This is a genomic window from Paenibacillus sp. FSL R5-0766, assembly GCF_037971845.1.
In the GTDB taxonomy this organism is placed as follows: Bacteria; Bacillota; Bacilli; order Paenibacillales; family Paenibacillaceae; genus Paenibacillus.
Genome location: NZ_CP150227.1, coordinates 3,427,089 through 3,445,842, shown reverse-complemented (window position 1 = coordinate 3,445,842; position 18,754 = coordinate 3,427,089). Strand labels below are relative to the sequence as shown.

The 18,754-nt window shown below is 42.7% G+C and carries 15 protein-coding genes; 4 read left to right on the top strand and 11 right to left on the bottom strand.

Translation table 11 applies throughout. The features are described 5' to 3' along the window. Positions 1 to 4: 4 nt before the first annotated feature. From MKY66_RS14980 to MKY66_RS14970, 3 genes are all read right to left on the bottom strand, one after another. Entirely contained in the window at positions 5 to 1,018 is a 1,014-nt protein-coding gene (locus tag MKY66_RS14980; protein ID WP_179088516.1) for a cytochrome d ubiquinol oxidase subunit II, read from the bottom strand. After that, complete coding sequence (locus MKY66_RS14975) at positions 1,018 to 2,382, bottom strand: cytochrome ubiquinol oxidase subunit I (protein ID WP_076210775.1); 1,365 nt, start codon at positions 2,380 to 2,382, stop codon at positions 1,018 to 1,020. The genes MKY66_RS14980 and MKY66_RS14975 overlap by 1 nt, the downstream gene beginning before the upstream one ends. Positions 2,383 to 2,781: 399 nt before the next feature. Beyond that, positions 2,782 to 4,176, bottom strand: a complete 1,395-nt coding sequence (locus MKY66_RS14970; RefSeq protein ID WP_076210777.1) for an MFS transporter — start codon at positions 4,174 to 4,176, stop codon at positions 2,782 to 2,784. A 109-nt stretch (positions 4,177 to 4,285) separates the two neighbouring features. Here MKY66_RS14970 and MKY66_RS14965 point away from each other — a divergent pair, with 109 nt between their 5' ends. After that, a complete protein-coding gene (locus MKY66_RS14965) occupies positions 4,286 to 5,161 on the top strand; it encodes a LysR family transcriptional regulator (RefSeq protein ID WP_076210910.1) in 876 nt (291 codons plus the stop codon). A gap of 30 nt (positions 5,162 to 5,191) precedes the next feature. Then, the gene (locus tag MKY66_RS14960; protein ID WP_076210779.1) at positions 5,192 to 5,758 is read left to right on the top strand and encodes a GNAT family N-acetyltransferase; all 567 of its coding nucleotides are present in this window, start codon (positions 5,192 to 5,194) and stop codon (positions 5,756 to 5,758) included. A gap of 87 nt (positions 5,759 to 5,845) precedes the next feature. On the opposite strand, the gene MKY66_RS14955 is transcribed toward MKY66_RS14960, so the two are convergent. The 4 genes from MKY66_RS14955 to MKY66_RS14940 form a co-directional block, all read right to left on the bottom strand. Then, on the bottom strand, positions 5,846 to 6,823 hold the full coding sequence (locus tag MKY66_RS14955; protein ID WP_076210781.1) for a hypothetical protein: 978 nt from the start codon (positions 6,821 to 6,823) through the stop codon (positions 5,846 to 5,848). Next, positions 6,823 to 7,314: a sigma-70 family RNA polymerase sigma factor gene (locus MKY66_RS14950; RefSeq protein WP_036615805.1), complete on the bottom strand. Its 492-nt coding sequence runs from the start codon at positions 7,312 to 7,314 to the stop codon at positions 6,823 to 6,825. The genes MKY66_RS14955 and MKY66_RS14950 overlap by 1 nt, the downstream gene beginning before the upstream one ends. A gap of 171 nt (positions 7,315 to 7,485) precedes the next feature. Continuing rightward, positions 7,486 to 9,066, bottom strand: coding sequence for a histidine-type phosphatase (locus tag MKY66_RS14945; RefSeq protein ID WP_076210783.1), 1,581 nt, complete (start codon positions 9,064 to 9,066; stop codon positions 7,486 to 7,488). A 241-nt stretch (positions 9,067 to 9,307) separates the two neighbouring features. Continuing rightward, positions 9,308 to 9,730, bottom strand: coding sequence for a DUF3237 domain-containing protein (locus MKY66_RS14940; RefSeq protein WP_143760309.1), 423 nt, complete (start codon positions 9,728 to 9,730; stop codon positions 9,308 to 9,310). A gap of 150 nt (positions 9,731 to 9,880) precedes the next feature. On the opposite strand from MKY66_RS14940, the gene MKY66_RS14935 reads away from it, so the two are divergent. Together MKY66_RS14935 and MKY66_RS14930 are read left to right on the top strand one after the other, a co-directional pair. Continuing rightward, a complete protein-coding gene (locus tag MKY66_RS14935; RefSeq protein WP_076210787.1) occupies positions 9,881 to 11,083 on the top strand; it encodes an MFS transporter in 1,203 nt (400 codons plus the stop codon). A 16-nt stretch (positions 11,084 to 11,099) separates the two neighbouring features. Then, complete coding sequence (locus MKY66_RS14930) at positions 11,100 to 11,720, top strand: TetR/AcrR family transcriptional regulator (RefSeq protein WP_260632783.1); 621 nt, start codon at positions 11,100 to 11,102, stop codon at positions 11,718 to 11,720. 173 nt (positions 11,721 to 11,893) lie between these two features. Here the strand turns inward: MKY66_RS14930 and MKY66_RS14925 are convergent, their stop codons facing one another. From MKY66_RS14925 to MKY66_RS14910, 4 genes are all read right to left on the bottom strand, one after another. Beyond that, entirely contained in the window at positions 11,894 to 12,451 is a 558-nt protein-coding gene (locus MKY66_RS14925; RefSeq protein WP_076210790.1) for a PTS glucose transporter subunit IIA, read from the bottom strand. Positions 12,452 to 12,715: 264 nt separating this feature from the next. Continuing rightward, entirely contained in the window at positions 12,716 to 15,127 is a 2,412-nt protein-coding gene (locus MKY66_RS14920) for a helix-turn-helix domain-containing protein (RefSeq protein WP_076210792.1), read from the bottom strand. 426 nt (positions 15,128 to 15,553) lie between these two features. Then, positions 15,554 to 16,969, bottom strand: coding sequence for a family 1 glycosylhydrolase (locus tag MKY66_RS14915; protein WP_218639188.1), 1,416 nt, complete (start codon positions 16,967 to 16,969; stop codon positions 15,554 to 15,556). A 22-nt stretch (positions 16,970 to 16,991) separates the two neighbouring features. After that, on the bottom strand, positions 16,992 to 18,458 hold the full coding sequence (locus MKY66_RS14910) for a PTS transporter subunit EIIC (RefSeq protein WP_076210794.1): 1,467 nt from the start codon (positions 18,456 to 18,458) through the stop codon (positions 16,992 to 16,994). Between the last annotated feature and the right edge of the window lie 296 nt (positions 18,459 to 18,754).

Sequence of the window (18,754 nt, the reverse complement as noted above, 5' to 3'; positions counted from 1 at the left end):
TCCTTTATTTTTTCCCTTTCACATAATCCGCATCAAACAGGAACAGTTTGAAGACCAGAATCAGAGAAGGAATTAACAGGCACAGACCACCGATAAACACTACGACGAGTGCAAATCCCATTGCAGGTGGTGTGGCGCTGCTCTGAATGGTGATGTATGGATCAAGAATGTAAGGATATTGCCCAATCCCGTAAGCGAAAAAGGCTGTGAAAAATTGCAGCATGATGCATATAAAAGCTAATCCGTAACGCCGTCCGTTATATAACAGCCACATGGCAATCATGAAAAACGCAACAGAAAGCGCCAGCAGCCACCATAAATCCATCATATTTTGAAAATGACGCTCATTGTGTTGACCCAAATATATAAATGCAGTCAGCGCGAGAATAATGGTCGGTGTGCTCCAGAACAAAGCATAATTCCGCATCAGCTTCAATGCCGAATGGTCCTCTGCGCGAGAAGCGTAAAATGTGAGAAATGACCCGCTAATGAACAATACGGACACGATGGCTAGTCCAACGATGCTCCACGATAATGGATTCGTAAATAGTGCCCAGTAATCGAGGGAAACGGTATCTCCCTGCTTCAAAATAAAGCCACCTTCAGACAGGGTCAGTGCCACTGACAATGACGCTGGAATAAGTAGACCCGTAGCTCCGTATAAGAACAAATACACGATACTTTTTTTGGAACCATAATTTTCGAAAGCATAGAATGAACCACGAATGGCAAGTAAAATGACGGCAATACTTCCCGGAACAAGCAGCGCGGAGCCATAATAATAGGCCGTGTCCGGGAAAAATCCGACGATGCCAATATAGAAAAAGACAAAAAATACATTGGTGATCTCCCAGACAGGTGATAGATAACGGGAGATCAGACGATTAATCAGGTGATCCTGCTTCGTCAGGCGTGCATAAAAGGCAAAGAAACCTGCTCCAAAATCAATGGAAGCTACAATAAGATAGCCGTACAAGAACAGCCAGAGTACCGAAATACCAATTAATTCATAACTCATCAGGCCTGGCCCCCTTTCTCGGCTGTTTGATCATGCTTCTCCTTCAACCATTTCTCCATCTCGAGTTCAGCAGGATTATTATTGAACAACCGTCTCAGTACGACGACACACATAACGCCTAGCAGGATGTAGAGAAGCAAGAAGACGAAAAATAAAATTCTCACACTCGGTGAAGAAGTAGCGGCCTCTTCTACCCGCATATAACCTCGGATGATCCATGGCTGCCGCCCGATCTCTGCATAGAACCAACCCATCTCAACGGCTAGAAAAGCAAGCGGTGCACTGAGTGCAACCATACGAAGCATCCACTTGTTAAACTGATTACGTTTCTTCCAGAATACAAACAGGAAGTACAGACTTGATATAGCAAGCAGAGCGAATCCAATACCAGCCATTAGATCAAACAAATAATGCACAAGTAAGGGCGGGTGTTCATCTGGTGGAAATTCGTTCAGCCCGGTTACCTCGGCGTTAAAGTCTCCAAAGGCAAGGAAACTGAGCAGTTTCGGCAAATGAAGAGCGCCTATAATTTCATGTTCTGCATTCAGCCATCCCAAAAAAATCAAATCCGCTCCGCTTTCCGTCTCGAAATGCCACTCGGCAGCTGCGAGCTTCTCCGGCTGATGCTCAGCCAAAAACTTGGCAGACACATCTCCAGCTAAAGAATTTAACAAACTGAATACCAGCACAACGGCCATCATGAGATTCAAGCCTTTTTTGTGGTACGCGGACACTCCTTTTCTCAGCATCGCAAAGGCTGCTATTCCTGCTAACAGGGCAGCTCCTGTCAGATAAGCCGAGCTTAATACATGGAACACTTTGGAGAACGTCGCCGTATTCAGCATCGCTTGCACTGGGTTCACTGCCATGAATTGGCCTGCTTCCATGACAAAGCCTTCAGGCTGGTTCATGAACCCGTTCACTGTAGTAATAAAAACAGCAGACATACCTGCCCCGGCGACAATTGGAATGGTCAGCAACCAGTGGATATACGGACTTTTGAACCGATCCCACGTGTACAGGTAAATGCCCAGGAAGATGGCTTCAAAAAAGAACGCGAATACTTCCATAAATAGTGGCAGTGCAATGACATTCCCGGCCAGCTTCATAAAATTCGGCCATACCAGGGCCAATTGCAGCGATATCGCTGTGCCTGTCACGACACCAACTGCGACAGAAATAACAAACCCTCGTGACCATCTCTTCGCCATAAGTATGTAATGGTGATCTTTCTTCCGAATGCCGATGAATTCTGCAATAGCGATCATCAAAGGTACACCGACACCAAGTGTTGCAAAAATCACGTGGAACCCGAGCGTCAAACCAGTCACCAGCCTGCTCCATAACACCGTATCAATAACCATTCGTTATAATGCCTCCCTTCAAACTCTGTTCAATTTTGAAACATTCAATATCAGCTTCGGCCAAGCTCAATGCATAGTTGCGAAATATTTCACAAAGTTAGGTACGACGATATCTTGCCACACCTTTAATGCGTTTACTCCTGTTGGCTCCCGATTATAACAAGCGCTGGATGCCTATGAAAATCTGATATTGATGCACTTCAAGTACTGACCAAGCCTATTAATCAAAATTATTATATCTTTATTTTTACCTAATTCAATCAAAGACACGTCTTCTACCCTAAACGTTCAAGAAAGGATCAACTCTTTCTGACAACTTGGTGAAAAACAAAAAATACACCCAATGGAGCTATTGATTCATTGGGTGTAAACGTGCTATTGCACGGCAGATTCGCTATTTTACTTGCTTACTTGCTCCGGACTCACCGCACCTGCCTCGCGACGTACACTCATGATGATCAGTGATGCAGCTAATACCGTAAGGATGATTCCAAGCATGTGAAATCCTGTCACATTAAATGTATCTCCCATAACAATTCCAATGAATAACGACGATAAGATGGTCCCCAGGTAGCGTGATGTATTAAAAATACCCGATGCGACTCCAATCATTTCTTTGGGTGTGCTTTTGAACAGAGCAGCTTGCATGCCAACCGCGTTTAGGCCGTTACTTATTCCAAATAAAGCTAAGGCAACAATGATGATGAAGATTGGAGAAGTTTCATTCATAACAACGATCAATATAGAGCCAAATGTCATTAAAGAAGCGGATACGATCAGCGCTGGCCGTGTTCCTGATCTGTCAATCCAGCGCCCTGCGATCGGAGCAATAATGACTGAACATAACCCCAAAGCTAGCATGCTCATTCCTGTATGAACTTCATTGAGATGTCGTATCTGCTTCAAATACGTAGGAACTCCAAAAAATAGTGCGTAAAACAGGATATTTACCAGCATGTATTGCACATTCACCCAAGTCATCTCGGGATATGTGGCAAAGGTTCGCAGAGGGATGAAAGGCGTGTCTGCTTTTAATTCATGTCGAATGAACATAACGAGTGCGATTAACCCGATCGCTCCTGTCAGCAGATGCCATGTTGAAATATCTCCTGTGGAATATACTGAAAGTAAACCGATGAGGAGAGTGACCAAGGCTACCGTAAACATCAGGATGCCTGGTGCGTCAATTAACGCAAGCCATTTCCGAATGGACATGTGACCAGAGATAGACGGGGATTGCTCGTCCTTCGGGATTGTTTTCCAGGCGAACCAAAAGCTTGCCATGACAAACGGAATATTAACGATGAATATGCTATGCCAGTCCCACCAATGAATCAATACTCCACCAATAAAGGGCCCGATCGCAGCCGCTCCAGAAAGGAATATAGCCAAGGTGGACAAGGCGGAGGCTTGCTTGTCAGTCACGTTAATTCTGACAATCGCCATTCCGACGGCCACCATCATGCTTGTGCCAATCGATTGAACGATCCGGAATACGATGAGCCACGAAAAACTGGGAGACCACGGAGCTAGCATGGACGATACAAAAACAATAATAAGACCCATGAGGAAAATCTTCCTGCGGCCAAACAAATCACTACACTTGCCCATGACGGGTTGAGCGACAGCACTAGCAATGTAAAATGATAAAATAATCCACGAGACGGCTGTAAAATTAAGTTGATACACTTGTTGTAACCTGGAGATTGCCACAGAAATCATGGAGGAATTCAACGGATTCAACATAATTCCGAGTCCAACAGCTAACATCAATCCTTTATTTCGAATGTTCATCGGTGCATCACTCCTTCTTCTGCTGTCATCTTACTTGAAAATATTCATTTATTCCAACGCATTATATGTTATGATTTGATGAACTAGAAGGAATGAAGGAATGGTGCAAATGGAACTTCTTCAACTAAAATATTTCCTGACGGTGGCCCGATGCGAACATGTTACGGAAGCTGCAGGAAAGCTGCATGTCACGCAATCCTCCCTGAGCAAAACGATACAACGATTAGAGGATGACCTGGGAGTCCCTTTATTTGATCGTATCGGGAGAAAGCTGCGATTAAATGACTTTGGAAGAACATTTCTTCAGCGAACTGAAAAAGCTTTATTTGAATTGGAACAAGGAAAGCGGGAAATCGCTGACCTCTCCAACCCGGATCAGGGTACACTGCAATTGGCGGTGACTACGGCAAGTACTTTGCCAGGTATACTGCGGGAATTCCGGAAAAACAAACCGGACATTCAATTTCATGTGCAAATGGTTTCGTTAGAAAACATGTCCAGACTTCTACATCGGGGCGAGGTGGACTTTTGTCTCTCCTCCCCTCCGATTCAAGGTGACGATATCGAATGTCAGATCCTATATGACGATCCGATTGTAGTCGCTGTTCCTATGGGTCATCGATATGCAGATCGAAGCAGCATTCAATTAACCGAGCTTAAGGACGAGCGGTTTGTTGGGGTGAAGCAAGGGTATGGGGTTCGTGATATGGTAGATTCCGTATGTCAATCCGTTGGTTTTGTACCGAAGTATGTATATGAAGGTGATGAGCCTGCAAGATTAACAGCCCTTGTTGAAGCGGAGATCGGTCTCGCGTTTATACCTAGCACAGCCAGAAACCCGCATGAGCGCATTAGATATCTTCAGGTAGAGGAACACAAGCTCGTTCGGGAAATCGCTCTACTTTCGCACAAAAACAGATATATTTCCAAAGCCGCTTTAGAGTTTCGCAGCGTAGTTATGGACTATTTCAATGCTATGCCATGAGCATACATTCAATACAGAGGAGAGGTCATTTTGATATTAAAAGCAGAAAAATTTGATTATATTTCAGAGACAGAACGGCTAGTCATCCGACCATTACAGAAAGAAGACTATGAAAATTGGTTATATGAATTCGAAAACCGTCATCCATCCCAACACCGTCATGATAAAGGCAAAATGGATATGAGTGAATGCACACTGGATTGGTTTCGTGATCTGGTAGATCGACATCAAGAGTTAGCGCGTACAGATGCCGTTTATGTATTTGGTGTGTTTAGAAAGCATGATGGTACACATCTGGGTATGATTGATATTGCTACCTTGGCGAGAGATGATTTTCAATGGGGAAGCTTCGGATACACGATCCATAATCAGTATTGGCGAAAAGGTTATGGGAAAGAAGCAGTGAATGAAGCTCTTCATATTGCATTTGAACATCTGAAATTCCACCGCATAGAAGCTCATATTAATGTGGATAATACCCCTTCCATGAAACTAGCAGAGAGTGTTGGTATGGAATTTGAATGTCTACGTAAAGGGTTTATACACGAAAATAATGAATGGACCGATCACTTGGTGTATTACAAAAATTCTAATTAATCTAACCCCACCGATAATCAAAAGAGCGAACAAAGCACTTGCGTGCCATGTTCGCTCTTCTTCATGAATCTATATTACGTCTTAGCCTTACTCGCTCAAGCTGTTCCAGAATGATTGAAATGCGCCTTTCTCCACTTCCAGGAATGCCGGAACATTACCGTAACGAACCAGCCCTTCACCAAATAGAACCAGTGGGACCTGCGTTTTATCTTCCAGCGTGAGATAGATGATCTTGCGATCTTCCTTGCCGTAGAGGTTCTCTTCCAATTCCGGGCTCGTTGCGATCGGTTTGGCAGCAGATAACGCCGAGATAAAGCTGTCCAGTGCTTCATCCGCTGCTAACGGTTGAAGCTGCTGCAATCCGTTATTCCAGCTGTCGAACGTCTCCCATTGCGCAGAAGTGATGTTGCCTTCGAGATGAAGCTTTCCGATCAAGTCTGCTCCGCTACTGATGGTGATCCCGTTATTTTTGTCGAATAGTTGAGCATACACCTGACCATCGATCTCGGTGTAAGACATGATACGGAAGTCCTTATCGTAGCCATTGACCGCATAGATGTCTGCTTCGCCAATGTTGGAAGCAAGCTCCGTGTATTTATCCTGGCCGCTCAGCTCATTGATGCCACCAGTTGTAGTGCCAAGCTTCTCACCCCGCAGGTTGAGTGCATTTGCGCCTTCAAGCAAAGTTGGGGACTGTGTATAGACATTTCCTCCATACACGACCAATTGCACCATATCAGCCATCGCGCCTTTGCCCTGTGAATCCGGCAACTCCATCTTTGGAATCACAACCGGATCGAACGACGCGACTGGAGTCACCTCTGCAACCTGTGGAGTTGGTGTTGGTGCGGTTGGTCCATTGAATTCTTGCCATACACTCGGCGCAGCCAAGCCAATGCTGGCAGCGATAACGACACTTGCTGCAATGTATAATGGTTTACGTTGACGTTTTGGTCCCTGATGTTGTGAGTTTAAGGATTTCTCTACTCGTTTCTTCATTTGTTCGTTTGCTTTCATATGATCCACCGCTTTCTTGTAGTTTTGTTTGAATTGCTCTTCGTTCATTACAGTTCCTCTCCTTCCAGCTCCAGTTTTAACAGCTGTCTGCCACGTTTCAATCTCATTTTCACCGCTGATTCGCTAATCTCCAGGATCTCGCTGATTTCTCGGATCGGATAATCTTCGTAATAATACAGATGAACCACTGATCTATACTTGACAGGCAGTGACAGCACGAGTTCGATCAGCGCGTGATCTTCAGGGTTGTCTGTTGTAAGAGGATCGACTCCCTCCAGCTTGACCTCCCGTTTACGCCAGCCTCTGCCTAATAAGGATTTGCAATGATTGGTGATGACCCGAATCAACCATGCTTTCTGATGCTCCGCATCGTTGAACGTAGGGGCTTTTTCTATTAGTTTGATGAAGGTATCCTGAGTGGCTTCCTCCGCGTCTTCCCGTCTGCCGAGGTGCACCATGGCAATCCGGAACAGCGTATCTGCGTATGTCTCATAAACTTTCATCACATGATCGCCCAGCTGGGGCACTGATCGCTGCATGGTTGTTATGCCCTCCTTTATACCTCTAACACTCTTACGGACGGCATTTGGTCACATTTTGTTTTAGGATTTTTTTGCGTTCATTCTTTTCGTTCCAAATAAAAAAAGAAAGCAGCCCCGTTTAGGAGTTGCTTTCTTCATGTTCATCCACAATTGATATGGGTTCACCAACTAGAATTCTTTCTGTAAAAGCTCGATATTGTCTTCCAAACTGCTGTCCAAGCTTAAGCCTACCTTCTGCAGTTTGTTTTCGTAATATGTCTTCACATCTTCCCATTTATAGTACGGATAGGTCTTTGTTTCAATCGGGAAGGCAATCTCTTCTTCATTTCTAAGCATTTTTACGAGAATATCCTTACCATTGGAATACAGAATCCATTGGATATTTGCCCCCATCGGTGAGATAACCGAGCCATTCCAGTTTTGGGTCACGTCCTGCGGTTTATCAATACTCACATTAGCTCCGGCGATATCCAGGAATGAAGATAATGGAATGATGGTTTCTGCGTGAGCAAAACGAAATATACCAGCCGTGTCTTTCTGCTGAATGGACTGTTCGGTAGACACGATCAACTCTTTGACCAGAGGTGCAATGATATTCTGCGGCAGATCTGTTGACGTTAAAGATGGACCTTTTTCATAAAAGTCATTGATATTATCAACGCTCTCGTACCAACTTAACTGATTGGTCGTAAAATACCGCCCGAATTCAAAGTCACCTTCTCCTTTAATATTTGAAGAAATGATGTACAGTTCGTATAAATTAGAAGCAGCCTCGCTAGGGTTGCTGAGCTTCACTTTTCCTTTCTCATCCTTCAATTCAAACTCTCCAGAATTCAATCTCTCATAAAAGTCTTCAGAGAAAAATTGCAGAAGGACCTCTTTTGCATAACGCGTTCCCGTGCTCTGTGTGACATAATCCTCGTATAACTTAACCCAGTCTCCATCTTCTACGTACTCGTTATACTTCGTAGCTAGGTCGTAGGGCCGTAGATAGGGGTCTTTCCCTTCTTCAAAGGCTGAAGCCAGAATGTCTACCTTGTTATCTCCCAAGCTTTCCTCTAACCCGTCAATAAACTGATCTCTGCTCTGGGGCGTTCGATCTTTGAAGGTCGCTTGAGCGATTACTTTTTTATCTGATGTAAATAGTTCTCTGAAATTCTGCCCAACTCTGGTTCCTATTCCTTTCAGTTCTTCTCCACCCGTAGTGGATAACAATCCATAATGGTCTTTTTCAACCTTCATCAGTTTGCCAATTTCCTTCTTCAACTCTTTGCCGAGATTGGTAGCCTGCCCATCCTTCTCAGCGATGTCAAGCAGTTCAAAGAGCGTCTTGTCGTATTTGGAACTGGATAGATGTCTGGAACCGTGTCTCCCTATGTAGTTAATAAATACGGGTTCATATCCATTAGGAGCTTTTGTATAACTTGTTGCCTTAAAAGGATATGGCGTTTTGGTGCCGCGGTATCCCTGCTGATCGTTCATTTTTGCTCCAACAAATACCGATTGGGTGTTGTTATCCCAGTCTACATCTTGCCCCAGGGCCTCTCCAACAGCTCTTGCCGGTACATAAGTAACTCCATTGTAGAGAAACGACTCTCCTTCCACCCTTTGTCCGTTCACGACCACATTAGCCGATTGTTCGGAAACTTCGATCATGCGTTTGGAGCCTGCACCATATACGTCAAACACACTTACAGACGTTAACATGGCGAGTGATGCTACTGAAATCCCGATTTTTTTGATCATCATATTGAATCGTTTTCTCCCTTGATATGCTCGTATTAGTTTTATTTTCGCTCATCATACTATAGGTGAGAAGTGTCTGCGCAGTATCCATCCTATGTTAATTGATTGTAAAAAAATACATATAAAAATTGACGTAAAGTCTCATACACAAAAAGAGCCGCATTATTTAGCGACTCTGACTTTTCATTATAAAAAGCTATCTTCTCTGCCATACAATAAACAAATAATTGCTATTTATCCCGCATTACAGCGGTTTTCTATATATTTTTATATCTACTCCGGACTCCGTCGGATGACCTTCTCCAACAAGTGTCTCACGATTCAAGAAGGATAAGGCTTTGCTGTCTGTAATCATCTTGGGGGAAGTACGAAATAAAGCAGTTTTCAGCGTTTTATCGATGATTCCGTTATTTTCGATATAAATTTTGCATGTATGCCCTGTGTAGTCCTTGCCTTGGAGCATGTATCTTGCCGATAGAGTATGCGGACCACCATTCTTCCCGATGATCTGCGTATCCACTCCTCCACCCAGCACGATTCCTTCAAAGTACTTTCCGGTTACGCTGCCTGTAAAAGTAATCATGACAACCGAATCATCTTCGCTATTCTGCAAATCAAATGATTCTTCGATGTTCACATGTACCGTAAACAATTCCTCTAATTTCACGTGTTCCCACCTCCATATGAATTCAATTATAACTCTACTCATCAGACTGCTTCATTAAAAAAAAGATTTACATATTTCCTTCAAATCATTTAAAATGGTTTACACGATGTAAAGGTTAACAAGTTGTAAACGAAGGGGTTAATGACGTACATGAGTACATTACCAAAATCAGTTCGCTTTCCACTGTTCATTCTGATGTTAAATCTGTTTATCGCTTTATTGGGGCAAGGCATGATCATCCCCATATTGCCAGAGTATTTGAAGCTTTTTCATGCGGGAGGCACAGTAGCAGGATTTTTAGTTGCCGCCTTTGGTGCGGCTCAATTCTTCTTTTCACCTCTCGGGGGACAACTGTCTGATCGATTTGGACGCAAAAAGTTGATCATCGCAGGTATGTTTCTGTCTGTCATCTCAGATATCATATTTGCGCTGTCGACGTCATTACCGTTCCTCTATGTCGCACGCTTTATCGGTGGAATCAGTCTTGGTTTAATGGTTCCTGCCAACCTCGCATATGTCGCCGATATTACAACGCCAGAAACACGTGCAAAAGGCATGGGCTATTTCGGCGCAGCTATGAACTTGGGGATGGTTCTGGGACCTGGTCTGGGCGGTCTCATCGCCGAGATGGGCATTCGCATGCCCTATTTCTTCGCAGCGGGGCTGGGACTGATTGCGGCCCTAATGACGTTGCTATTGCCTGAGACACTTCCCCCGGAGAAAAGAACGGTCTCCATCCGTCTTCAAAAAGGAGATCACTTGGGCAAAAAAATCTGGAGTTCTTTTAAAGTCCCCTATTTCAAATATTTGATTGTATTGCTTGTCATGACCTTTGGCCTCATGAGTTATGAGACGGTATTCGCTCTTTTTGCAGAGCAAAAATATGGATTTGATGCTGCAACAATCTCCATCATTATTACCTTGGGCGCGATTATCGGTATCGTTGTTCAGATCTGGCTTTTGGATTGGTTCGTACAGAGAATCGGTGAAATTAAGTTGATCCGTCTCTCCTTGATAATCACACCTATAGCTTTATTGTTAATGTTAATTAAAGTCAACCTTGTGTTTCTGTTGTTCGCTTCTGCGTTATTCTTTGCCTTTAATTCGTTTTTGCGACCTTCGGTCAGCACGTTAATATCCAAGAATGCGGGAGATCGGCAAGGTTATGCATCCGGTCTGAACACCACATTTTCCAGTCTCGGAACGGTGATTGGGCCGCTGATCGCAGGACTATTGTTTGACAAAAACATAAACTTCCCGTATATTTTTGGTGCAATTATGCTGCTCGCTTCTCTCGGACTGACCTTGAACGCATTTCGTTCGAAGAAAGGACAATTGTATACAAGTGAATGAAAACTGGCATCAACAATTGGGAAATAAACATCGTGATGATTTGATTGCAGCAGGTAAGGAGCTTTTTTTGAAATATGGATTGCTCCAGGTGAAGATTAAGGATGTATGTACGAAAGCTGAACTTAGTAGAGTGACCTTTTATAAACATTTTCAGTCTATGGCTGAGCTTCTTCTAGCCATTCAGATGCAACTGATCGAACATTTAACAGATGAGATTAGTCGTACATCAACGAAGGACATGAACGGGCGAGAACAACTTAAGGTCATGTTGAATGTATGGGTTGTGTTTGCCCAGGATCATCCAGACTACATCCGGTTTATTCAATTATTTGATATCAACTATGAGATGTATGATTTTAGTCCTGAATTAAGAGAAAAGTATGATAAGTTCAACCAGCACGGGAAAGAAGACCATTTCCTCTTGCATGCTTTAACTACAGGCGTTGCTGACGGCAGTATCAAGAATCCGTCCCCCCCACTCGAGCTTGCTCAATTCATCTTCACAACGATGATGGGTATGCTACAGAGGATCGTTAAGATCGATCCGTCCAAATCCGATGAAATGGATACACGGATCAGGGAGCAGTTTGTGAAGATGCTGCTCCATTTTGTCTGTAGCGAGGAAATACATGAGTGACGGCATATCCAGAAAGTGCAAAAGACTGATTCCAGCAGATGGATCAGTCTTTTGCATCTTTTCTGCCTTCGGGTTGGTGCACTCAAGAGTAAACGAACTTATGTACATACCAAAAAAACCGCTATGACAGCGGCTTTATATGGGATATGCTATTGCACTCTATATTAGTAAATTTAAACTTCGGCATGTAGTTGCAGGATTTGTTCGCCGATAATTACTTTTTTATATTCGTTTTTTTCAATCTGAGAGTAGTTCGAACTATTCGTAATAATTATCGGTGTAGTTACTTCATACCCACTCTGCTTTATCATGTTTAAATCAAATTCAATAAGTAAATCTCCAGCTTTTATCTGTTGTCCTACATGAACCAGAACATTGAAATGCTCTCCTTTAAGCTTAACCGTATCTATCCCAACATGAATTAATATTTCTGCGCCATTCTTACTATTGATAAATAATGAATGTTTGGATTTAGGCGTATTCATAATAACACCATCTACTGGTGATAAAACCTTTCCTTCCATGGGTTCAATAGCGATTCCATCCCCCATAGCCCCCATAGCAAAAGCAGGATCTTTTACATCACTCAATGGAATTAATTGCCCGATCATAGGACTAAGCAGTATTTCGTCAGAAATAGATGGTTGAACTTCATCTGCAACAACTGTTGTACTTTGTTGCTCTTGTGGTTGTTTCTCAGTTCTAAATAATGCACTCATTTTCTTAAACAAAAGCCATTCCTCCTGTTTCACTTCGTACCCCATGTTAATAATTTAATAACTTATACTTGTAATCTCAACATGGGGTTTATCCGATTTTTTGGACTGAAGTAACCGATTACATATCATATTTTAGTTACTTTTTCATAACAAAGATTGCATTTTACCTACTAATTACTCCTACAATCTTGATGATGTTAATTTCTCTAAGACTTGATGGTTAATTTAGAGCAATTACTTATATACATACAACCTAATGATTAGAAAATATAGTTCTCAATACATTCGCTCCAACGTAATACAGAGTATCTGTTGAGGCTCAATCTTAATATCCATTTCCAGAGTTCCCCCACGAGCCTGGATATGTCTCAAGTAAGTTACCGGGGTACTCCGGACTTTTAAGTAATCTATAGTCTCCATGTCGAATGAATTCAGACTGGTCATCTTTAAAGCCTCATCTAACGCATTTCCATCGTTGAAGCTTATTTTTTTTACGACAGCTCTGTAGTTACGGCAGTCTGCAGGCAGGTTATATAGTTGTAATATCATATTTTTGGATGCAGGATTGTGAAAGATGAATTTGTTACTGTTCATATCGTATTTTTCGAACGAGCTAAAATATGATGGGTCTACCGGAGCGTATAAATAAGCCAAAATTGTAATATCCTCATCTTCGTTTTTGGTGATGAACAAGGATGAATCCCGAAAAAGCAATGTATTTCCAAGTTTGTTCAGGAATTCATAGGCATAAAAGCCGATTTTGGGAATGCCACTCACGGTTAGAAGTCCGGGACCACCACTAAACTCAATGGTTTCCTCCGCAATTTCATTTGGGTAAGCAAAATCTGACACCAACCAATATCCAATGCCTTTGTAGAGGTCAGTGAGACCCAGATGTTGGTGAAATATATATAATCCTTTGAATGCCATATCGTTCAACTGATCGCGACTCGATGACGTAATGTTGAATTCGGTGAGATAGAGGTCTGGTACGTTCAGATTATCCTCCAGATACGTAATCAGGCTTTGGGTCATCATCAATAAATAGTTTTCTTTGGTTGACTTGACGATTGCAGATTTACCGTTAGTGGTACTGTTCTTTTTGGAATACGGCAGTGCGGAAATTCCACAGAAGTCTGGTTCGATACCCTCATGCACAAGATGAGCCAGAAAGCCATGCTGATGAGTCTCCTTATTCTCTAACACAATGCCTCCGATCCCAACCTGTAAACCGGGTTCCACCTTTTTGAGTAATTTCCGTACTTCATCGTAGTACTTAACAAATTCTTCATCCAGGGATAAGTCATAACTGCGAAGTTTTCCCTTGAAACGTTCACAACCATGATTAATACCCGTCTCATAATGCCATGGGCTAGGTCTGACCACTTCGATTTTCCATTGGACCAACGCTGATTTTCCGTATTGATTAAGTAACAGACGGAACAATTCTTGAATTTCCTTTAGCCAGTTTTCCAAGGAGTATGTTCTATGGTTATGACCAACACTCGTAACGACTTCGGCAGCTTCGGGAGGATTAAGTACAATAAACGGCTTCCAGCCTCTGGCCACAAGCTTTCCGATCGCTTTTGCAACCAGTGCGTAATCAGGAGTATTTCCTTCTACGCGAAGCATGTTTCTGTTCAGGAGTCCACTTACTCTTGAGAATTCAAATATCTTGTACTTTTCAAATACAGCAAGTTGATCGTTCAACTCAGTCATCAGCAGTTTTGAAGCTTGTCCTACATTCAAGATTGCGGACGAGATCCTTATATCTTCGCTATTCTGAGCTTCTATTCGAATTTTACGCTTCTTCTCCTGATTCACATGCTGCAGAACGGCTTCTAATTCTTTTTGATCGCATTCCTCTGATTCAATATTCCGAATAACCGGATTAGGCGTCTTCGTTTTACGGAATGTGCTCGGACTTATGCCATGTTTCTTTTTGAAAAGTCTGTTGAAGGAATTGATATTCGTAAACCCCGCCTCGTATCCAATAGAGGTTACCGGATCGTTTGTCTCGAGCAGTTGTCTTTCCACGTTGCGCATTCGATGCCCCAGCAGATAGTCGCTTAACGATTGTCCAACGATTTCAGAGAATATTCGTGACAAATACTGTTCTGATACGAAGAACTTCTTGGCGATTTCCTTCAACTTGATATCTTTCTCGAAGTTGTTACCCAGGTAGAATTTAATCTCTTCAATTCGGCTGCGCATATTTTTATTACTGCGAATGGGAACTTCCTTATAATACTTTCTCTCCAGCAAGCTCAACATTGAGAAGTAGAGGTTAAATACCTCGACGTCAGACATGCTGTTTTTCTCCAAGTAAAATCCGGACAGTAGCTTATTGGCAAGATGACTCATCTCCTCGTCACTACCATTCCCGCCTTTTCTCGAATCGCCACGAAACTCGAACTGGTATCCGTTGTCTCCCTGATTCTTATCATAGTTATAATAGAGTGCGATATCGTAGGAAAGAGTCTGTGTTGACGTCAACTGAAAGGAGTCGGATCTCGGTAAAATATAAAACCCTGGCGACTCGACCTTGATCGATTCCTCTTCACTTTCAACTTCGATAGAGCCCTTCAACACATAAAGGATATGAACTTTCCCATCAAAATTATGGATGCTGCTTCCAGGGATGATTTGTTGAATCGCGATATTTTCCCACGGGTTTACAAGTTTCATAACAAGCCTCCAAAAAAGCCATAAACGCAAAAACATTTCGCGTTCATGGCTACCTTTAATTCTTCTTTAGATTCATTTAGTAATTATACGCACCATACTCAAGTGGTTGTTTGTTATCTAACTACCAAGATGCCATGTTTCTAACAATACGTCAATTTTTCAGCGTTTCCATACCTATGCCAGGCGAAAACCATTCATTAGAATTGCTACAACAGGTTTGCCGGCGGCTTTCATCTTGCAAATCTGATACAGGATACGAGACTTTCGTCTAGTCTTTCCGATACTTTTCCCCGTCTGGCATCTCCTGATACATTCATCTTAGATGCAAAATATCGTTTGTTTCTTTTCTTTGGATCAGAGACCATACATCAAAGAGGCCACTCGTTAGACGAGCCGACCTCATGAGATTTAGTTACAGAACCTTACTTACAAGTTTTCACCGTTTGACCTAACAACCTCTTGGTACCAGTCGAAAGATTTCTTTTTGAAGCGGTCACCCGTTCCTTGCCCTTTATCATCCAGATCGACATAGACCAAGCCATATCGCTTGCTCATTTCTCCGCTGCTGGCACTAACGATATCTATCGTCCCCCACGTGGTATAGCCTATGATATCGACTCCGTCGGACATGGCGTCTTGCATTGCCTTGATATGGGAACGGAAATAGGCAATACGGTAATCGTCTTCCAGATAGTTATTCTCGTCCGGAGTTTCTCTAACTGCGAAACCATTCTCGACAATAAAGAGCGGCTGGTCATATCGGTCATACAGCTCATTCAACGTGATTCTAAATCCTGTCGGATCGATCTGCCAGCCCCATTCGTTAGCCTCCAGATATGGGTTTTTCAATGTACCATTAATGTTGCCGCCAGTCTTCTCTTTGTCTTCTTTATCCGAGGATACGAGCCGCGTAGAATAGTAGCTCAACGCTACGAAATCACTGGTATATTTACGCAGAATGTCCATTTCTTCTTCAGTAGCTTTCAAATCGATCTCGTTTCTTCTAAAGTAACTCAGCATATAGTCGGAATATTTCCCTTTGGCTTGTACGTCTACTAGTGAGAACTCATTCTGATCCGCTTGATAAGCTGCCCAGACATCCTCTGGGTTACATGTGTAGGCATAGTTCTTACCTGCTCCGATCATGCATCCGATCTCAAAATCAGGATTGATCTCATGTCCAACCTTTGTAGCGAGTGCTCCAGATACAAGCTGATTGTGAGCGGCTTGGAATTTGGCTTCCAGAATGTTCTCTTCCTTATTAGGATCGATCAAACCACCAACTGCTGGAATACCCAGGACCATATTGATTTCATTGAATGTGATCCAATACTTGACGTGATTTTTATATCTTCGGAATACCGTTTCACAATAGGTGACGAAGTAATCAATGACCTTCTTGTTTTTCCAACCGCCTTTGTGAATCAGAGCAAGCGGAGTATCGAAGTGGTTTAATGTAACTACAGGAGTGATTCCATACTTCGCACATTCTGCGAATAATCGATCGTAGAAAGCCAACCCTTCTTCATTTGGCTCAGGATCGTCCCCGTTCGGGAAAATTCTAGCCCAGTTAATTGAAGTACGAAGAAAATTAATCCCCAGCTCCGCCAGCAACTTGATATCTTCCGGGTAACGATGATAGAAATCGATCGCGTTATGACTTGGATAGTAATCGTATTTTGTGTTCATCGCCTTTTCGATATTATAGATCGCATCCCAACGACCTTCGCTGATTGCGGGGAAAAGATCAGCTAGCGTGAGACCCTTTCCACCTTCGAGATAGCCGCCCTCACTCTGAGTCGCACACATCGCTGCACCCCATAAAAAATCTTTTTTCATCATGGTTTCTCTCTCCCTATTGAATCTATTTGTTTGAAATATTTTCTTTTTTACCACGATACATCAGTAATGTAAGAGCAAAAGGTATAACGAATGACAGGATCATAACAACCAGTACAACGATAAACCCTACCTGTGTTCCAGTGTTTTGAGTATCAATAAATCCTGGCAGAGCGAAGATTCCACTCGGCGTTAGTTGCAAAAGTTTGGCTCCGAAATATCCAATGGCTCCCCCACCAATACCGGAAACAATACAAACCATCGTTAAAATCTTTCTCTCAGCAAGCAGGAAGCCATACAAGGCTGGTTCAATGACTCCCATAAGCCCCGAGTTAAATCCGGCGGAATAAGCAAGTCCTTTTTGCTTTTTGTTGGTATTTTTCATGCCCATAGCCACAATTGCACCAGCAATCGCAAACGAATGACCTGTAATCATTGGGAAGATGACATCATAACCGTTAGTGAAGAAGTTCGTCAGGGCGATCGGTACAATAGCACCATGCAAACCCACAGCAACCATTGGAATCCACAATCCACCTAAAAGCGCGCTAATTAATGTTGGACTCAAGCCGTACACACTGAGAATACCTTTAGCGATCATCTGGCTTAACAGCATGGCTAGTGGTCCAATTACAATCAATGTAACTGGAATAGAGATTAACAGAACCACCAGTGGAACTCCGAAGCTTGAGATAACCGAAGGTATATATTTTTTAGCTACATGCTCGACCTTGGAAGCAAAATACACGGCCAGAATTGCAGGAATAATTGTCGCTGAATAACTGGCTAACAAAACAGGGATTCCCGCAAATGTCGTATAAACGGGGGCTTCCAGTAGGGAGCCTGACATTAGTACGCTGATCGGGTCAGCCTTAAGCAATTCTGCCAGTGTTGGATAGAATAATGCTGCACCGATCGCCATACCTACCAGTTCGTTCATTTTGAAACGTTTAGCTGCGGAGAAGCCAACAAAGACTGGCATAAAGTAGAAGATTACGTCCGCGACGACATAGAGTACTTTGTAAGTTCCACTCGAATCCATAATCCATCCTAGTGACAGGAACAACGCCAAGAATCCTTTGACAATACCAGTTGCTGCCATAACTCCAATCAAAGGTCCCATAATGCTGATGACCGTCTCCAGCAGTTTACTGATCGGATTTTTCCTTTTTGCAGGTTTAACTTCATCTGATTGCTTTTCCTGCGGCGTGGATGTTACTTCTTCGTCGTCTCCGGAATCACTGTTAAATGAATAAAGACGCTGTATGTCATCAAAGACCTTTGATACTTGACTACCGATGACGACGTGATACTGACCAGTTGCCTCCAAGGCCTGAATCACCCCGTCTAGCTCCATCAATTTGTTTTTGTTTGCCTTGTCCGGGTCCTTCAAAACGAATCTTAACCGTGTTGCACAGTGCATCAAAGAAGTTACATTCTTCTCTCCACCAATGTTTTTCACGATTTGTTTGGACAGTTCTTTATAATCCATATCACTTCACCTCTAGTCGGTTATTAACCACAGCATTTTTTGAACGTTCGTTTTCAAATAAGCGGTTACATTCGTTATTTTATTGACTTCTGGTGTATATAGATTGCTTAAATCATACCTCCTATACGTACAATTATGATGAGAATATGTATTCGCTTTCAATTGCGGTTAAAATTGAGCAATCTTTTTTTAACATCAGGGGTGCAATACGTTCTAGTATGCCATCTGAGATCGGGTCAAGTTCTTCTACCTAAGAATAATGACCTGTAAATCAAAAAAAAAGCCGCTATAAAAGC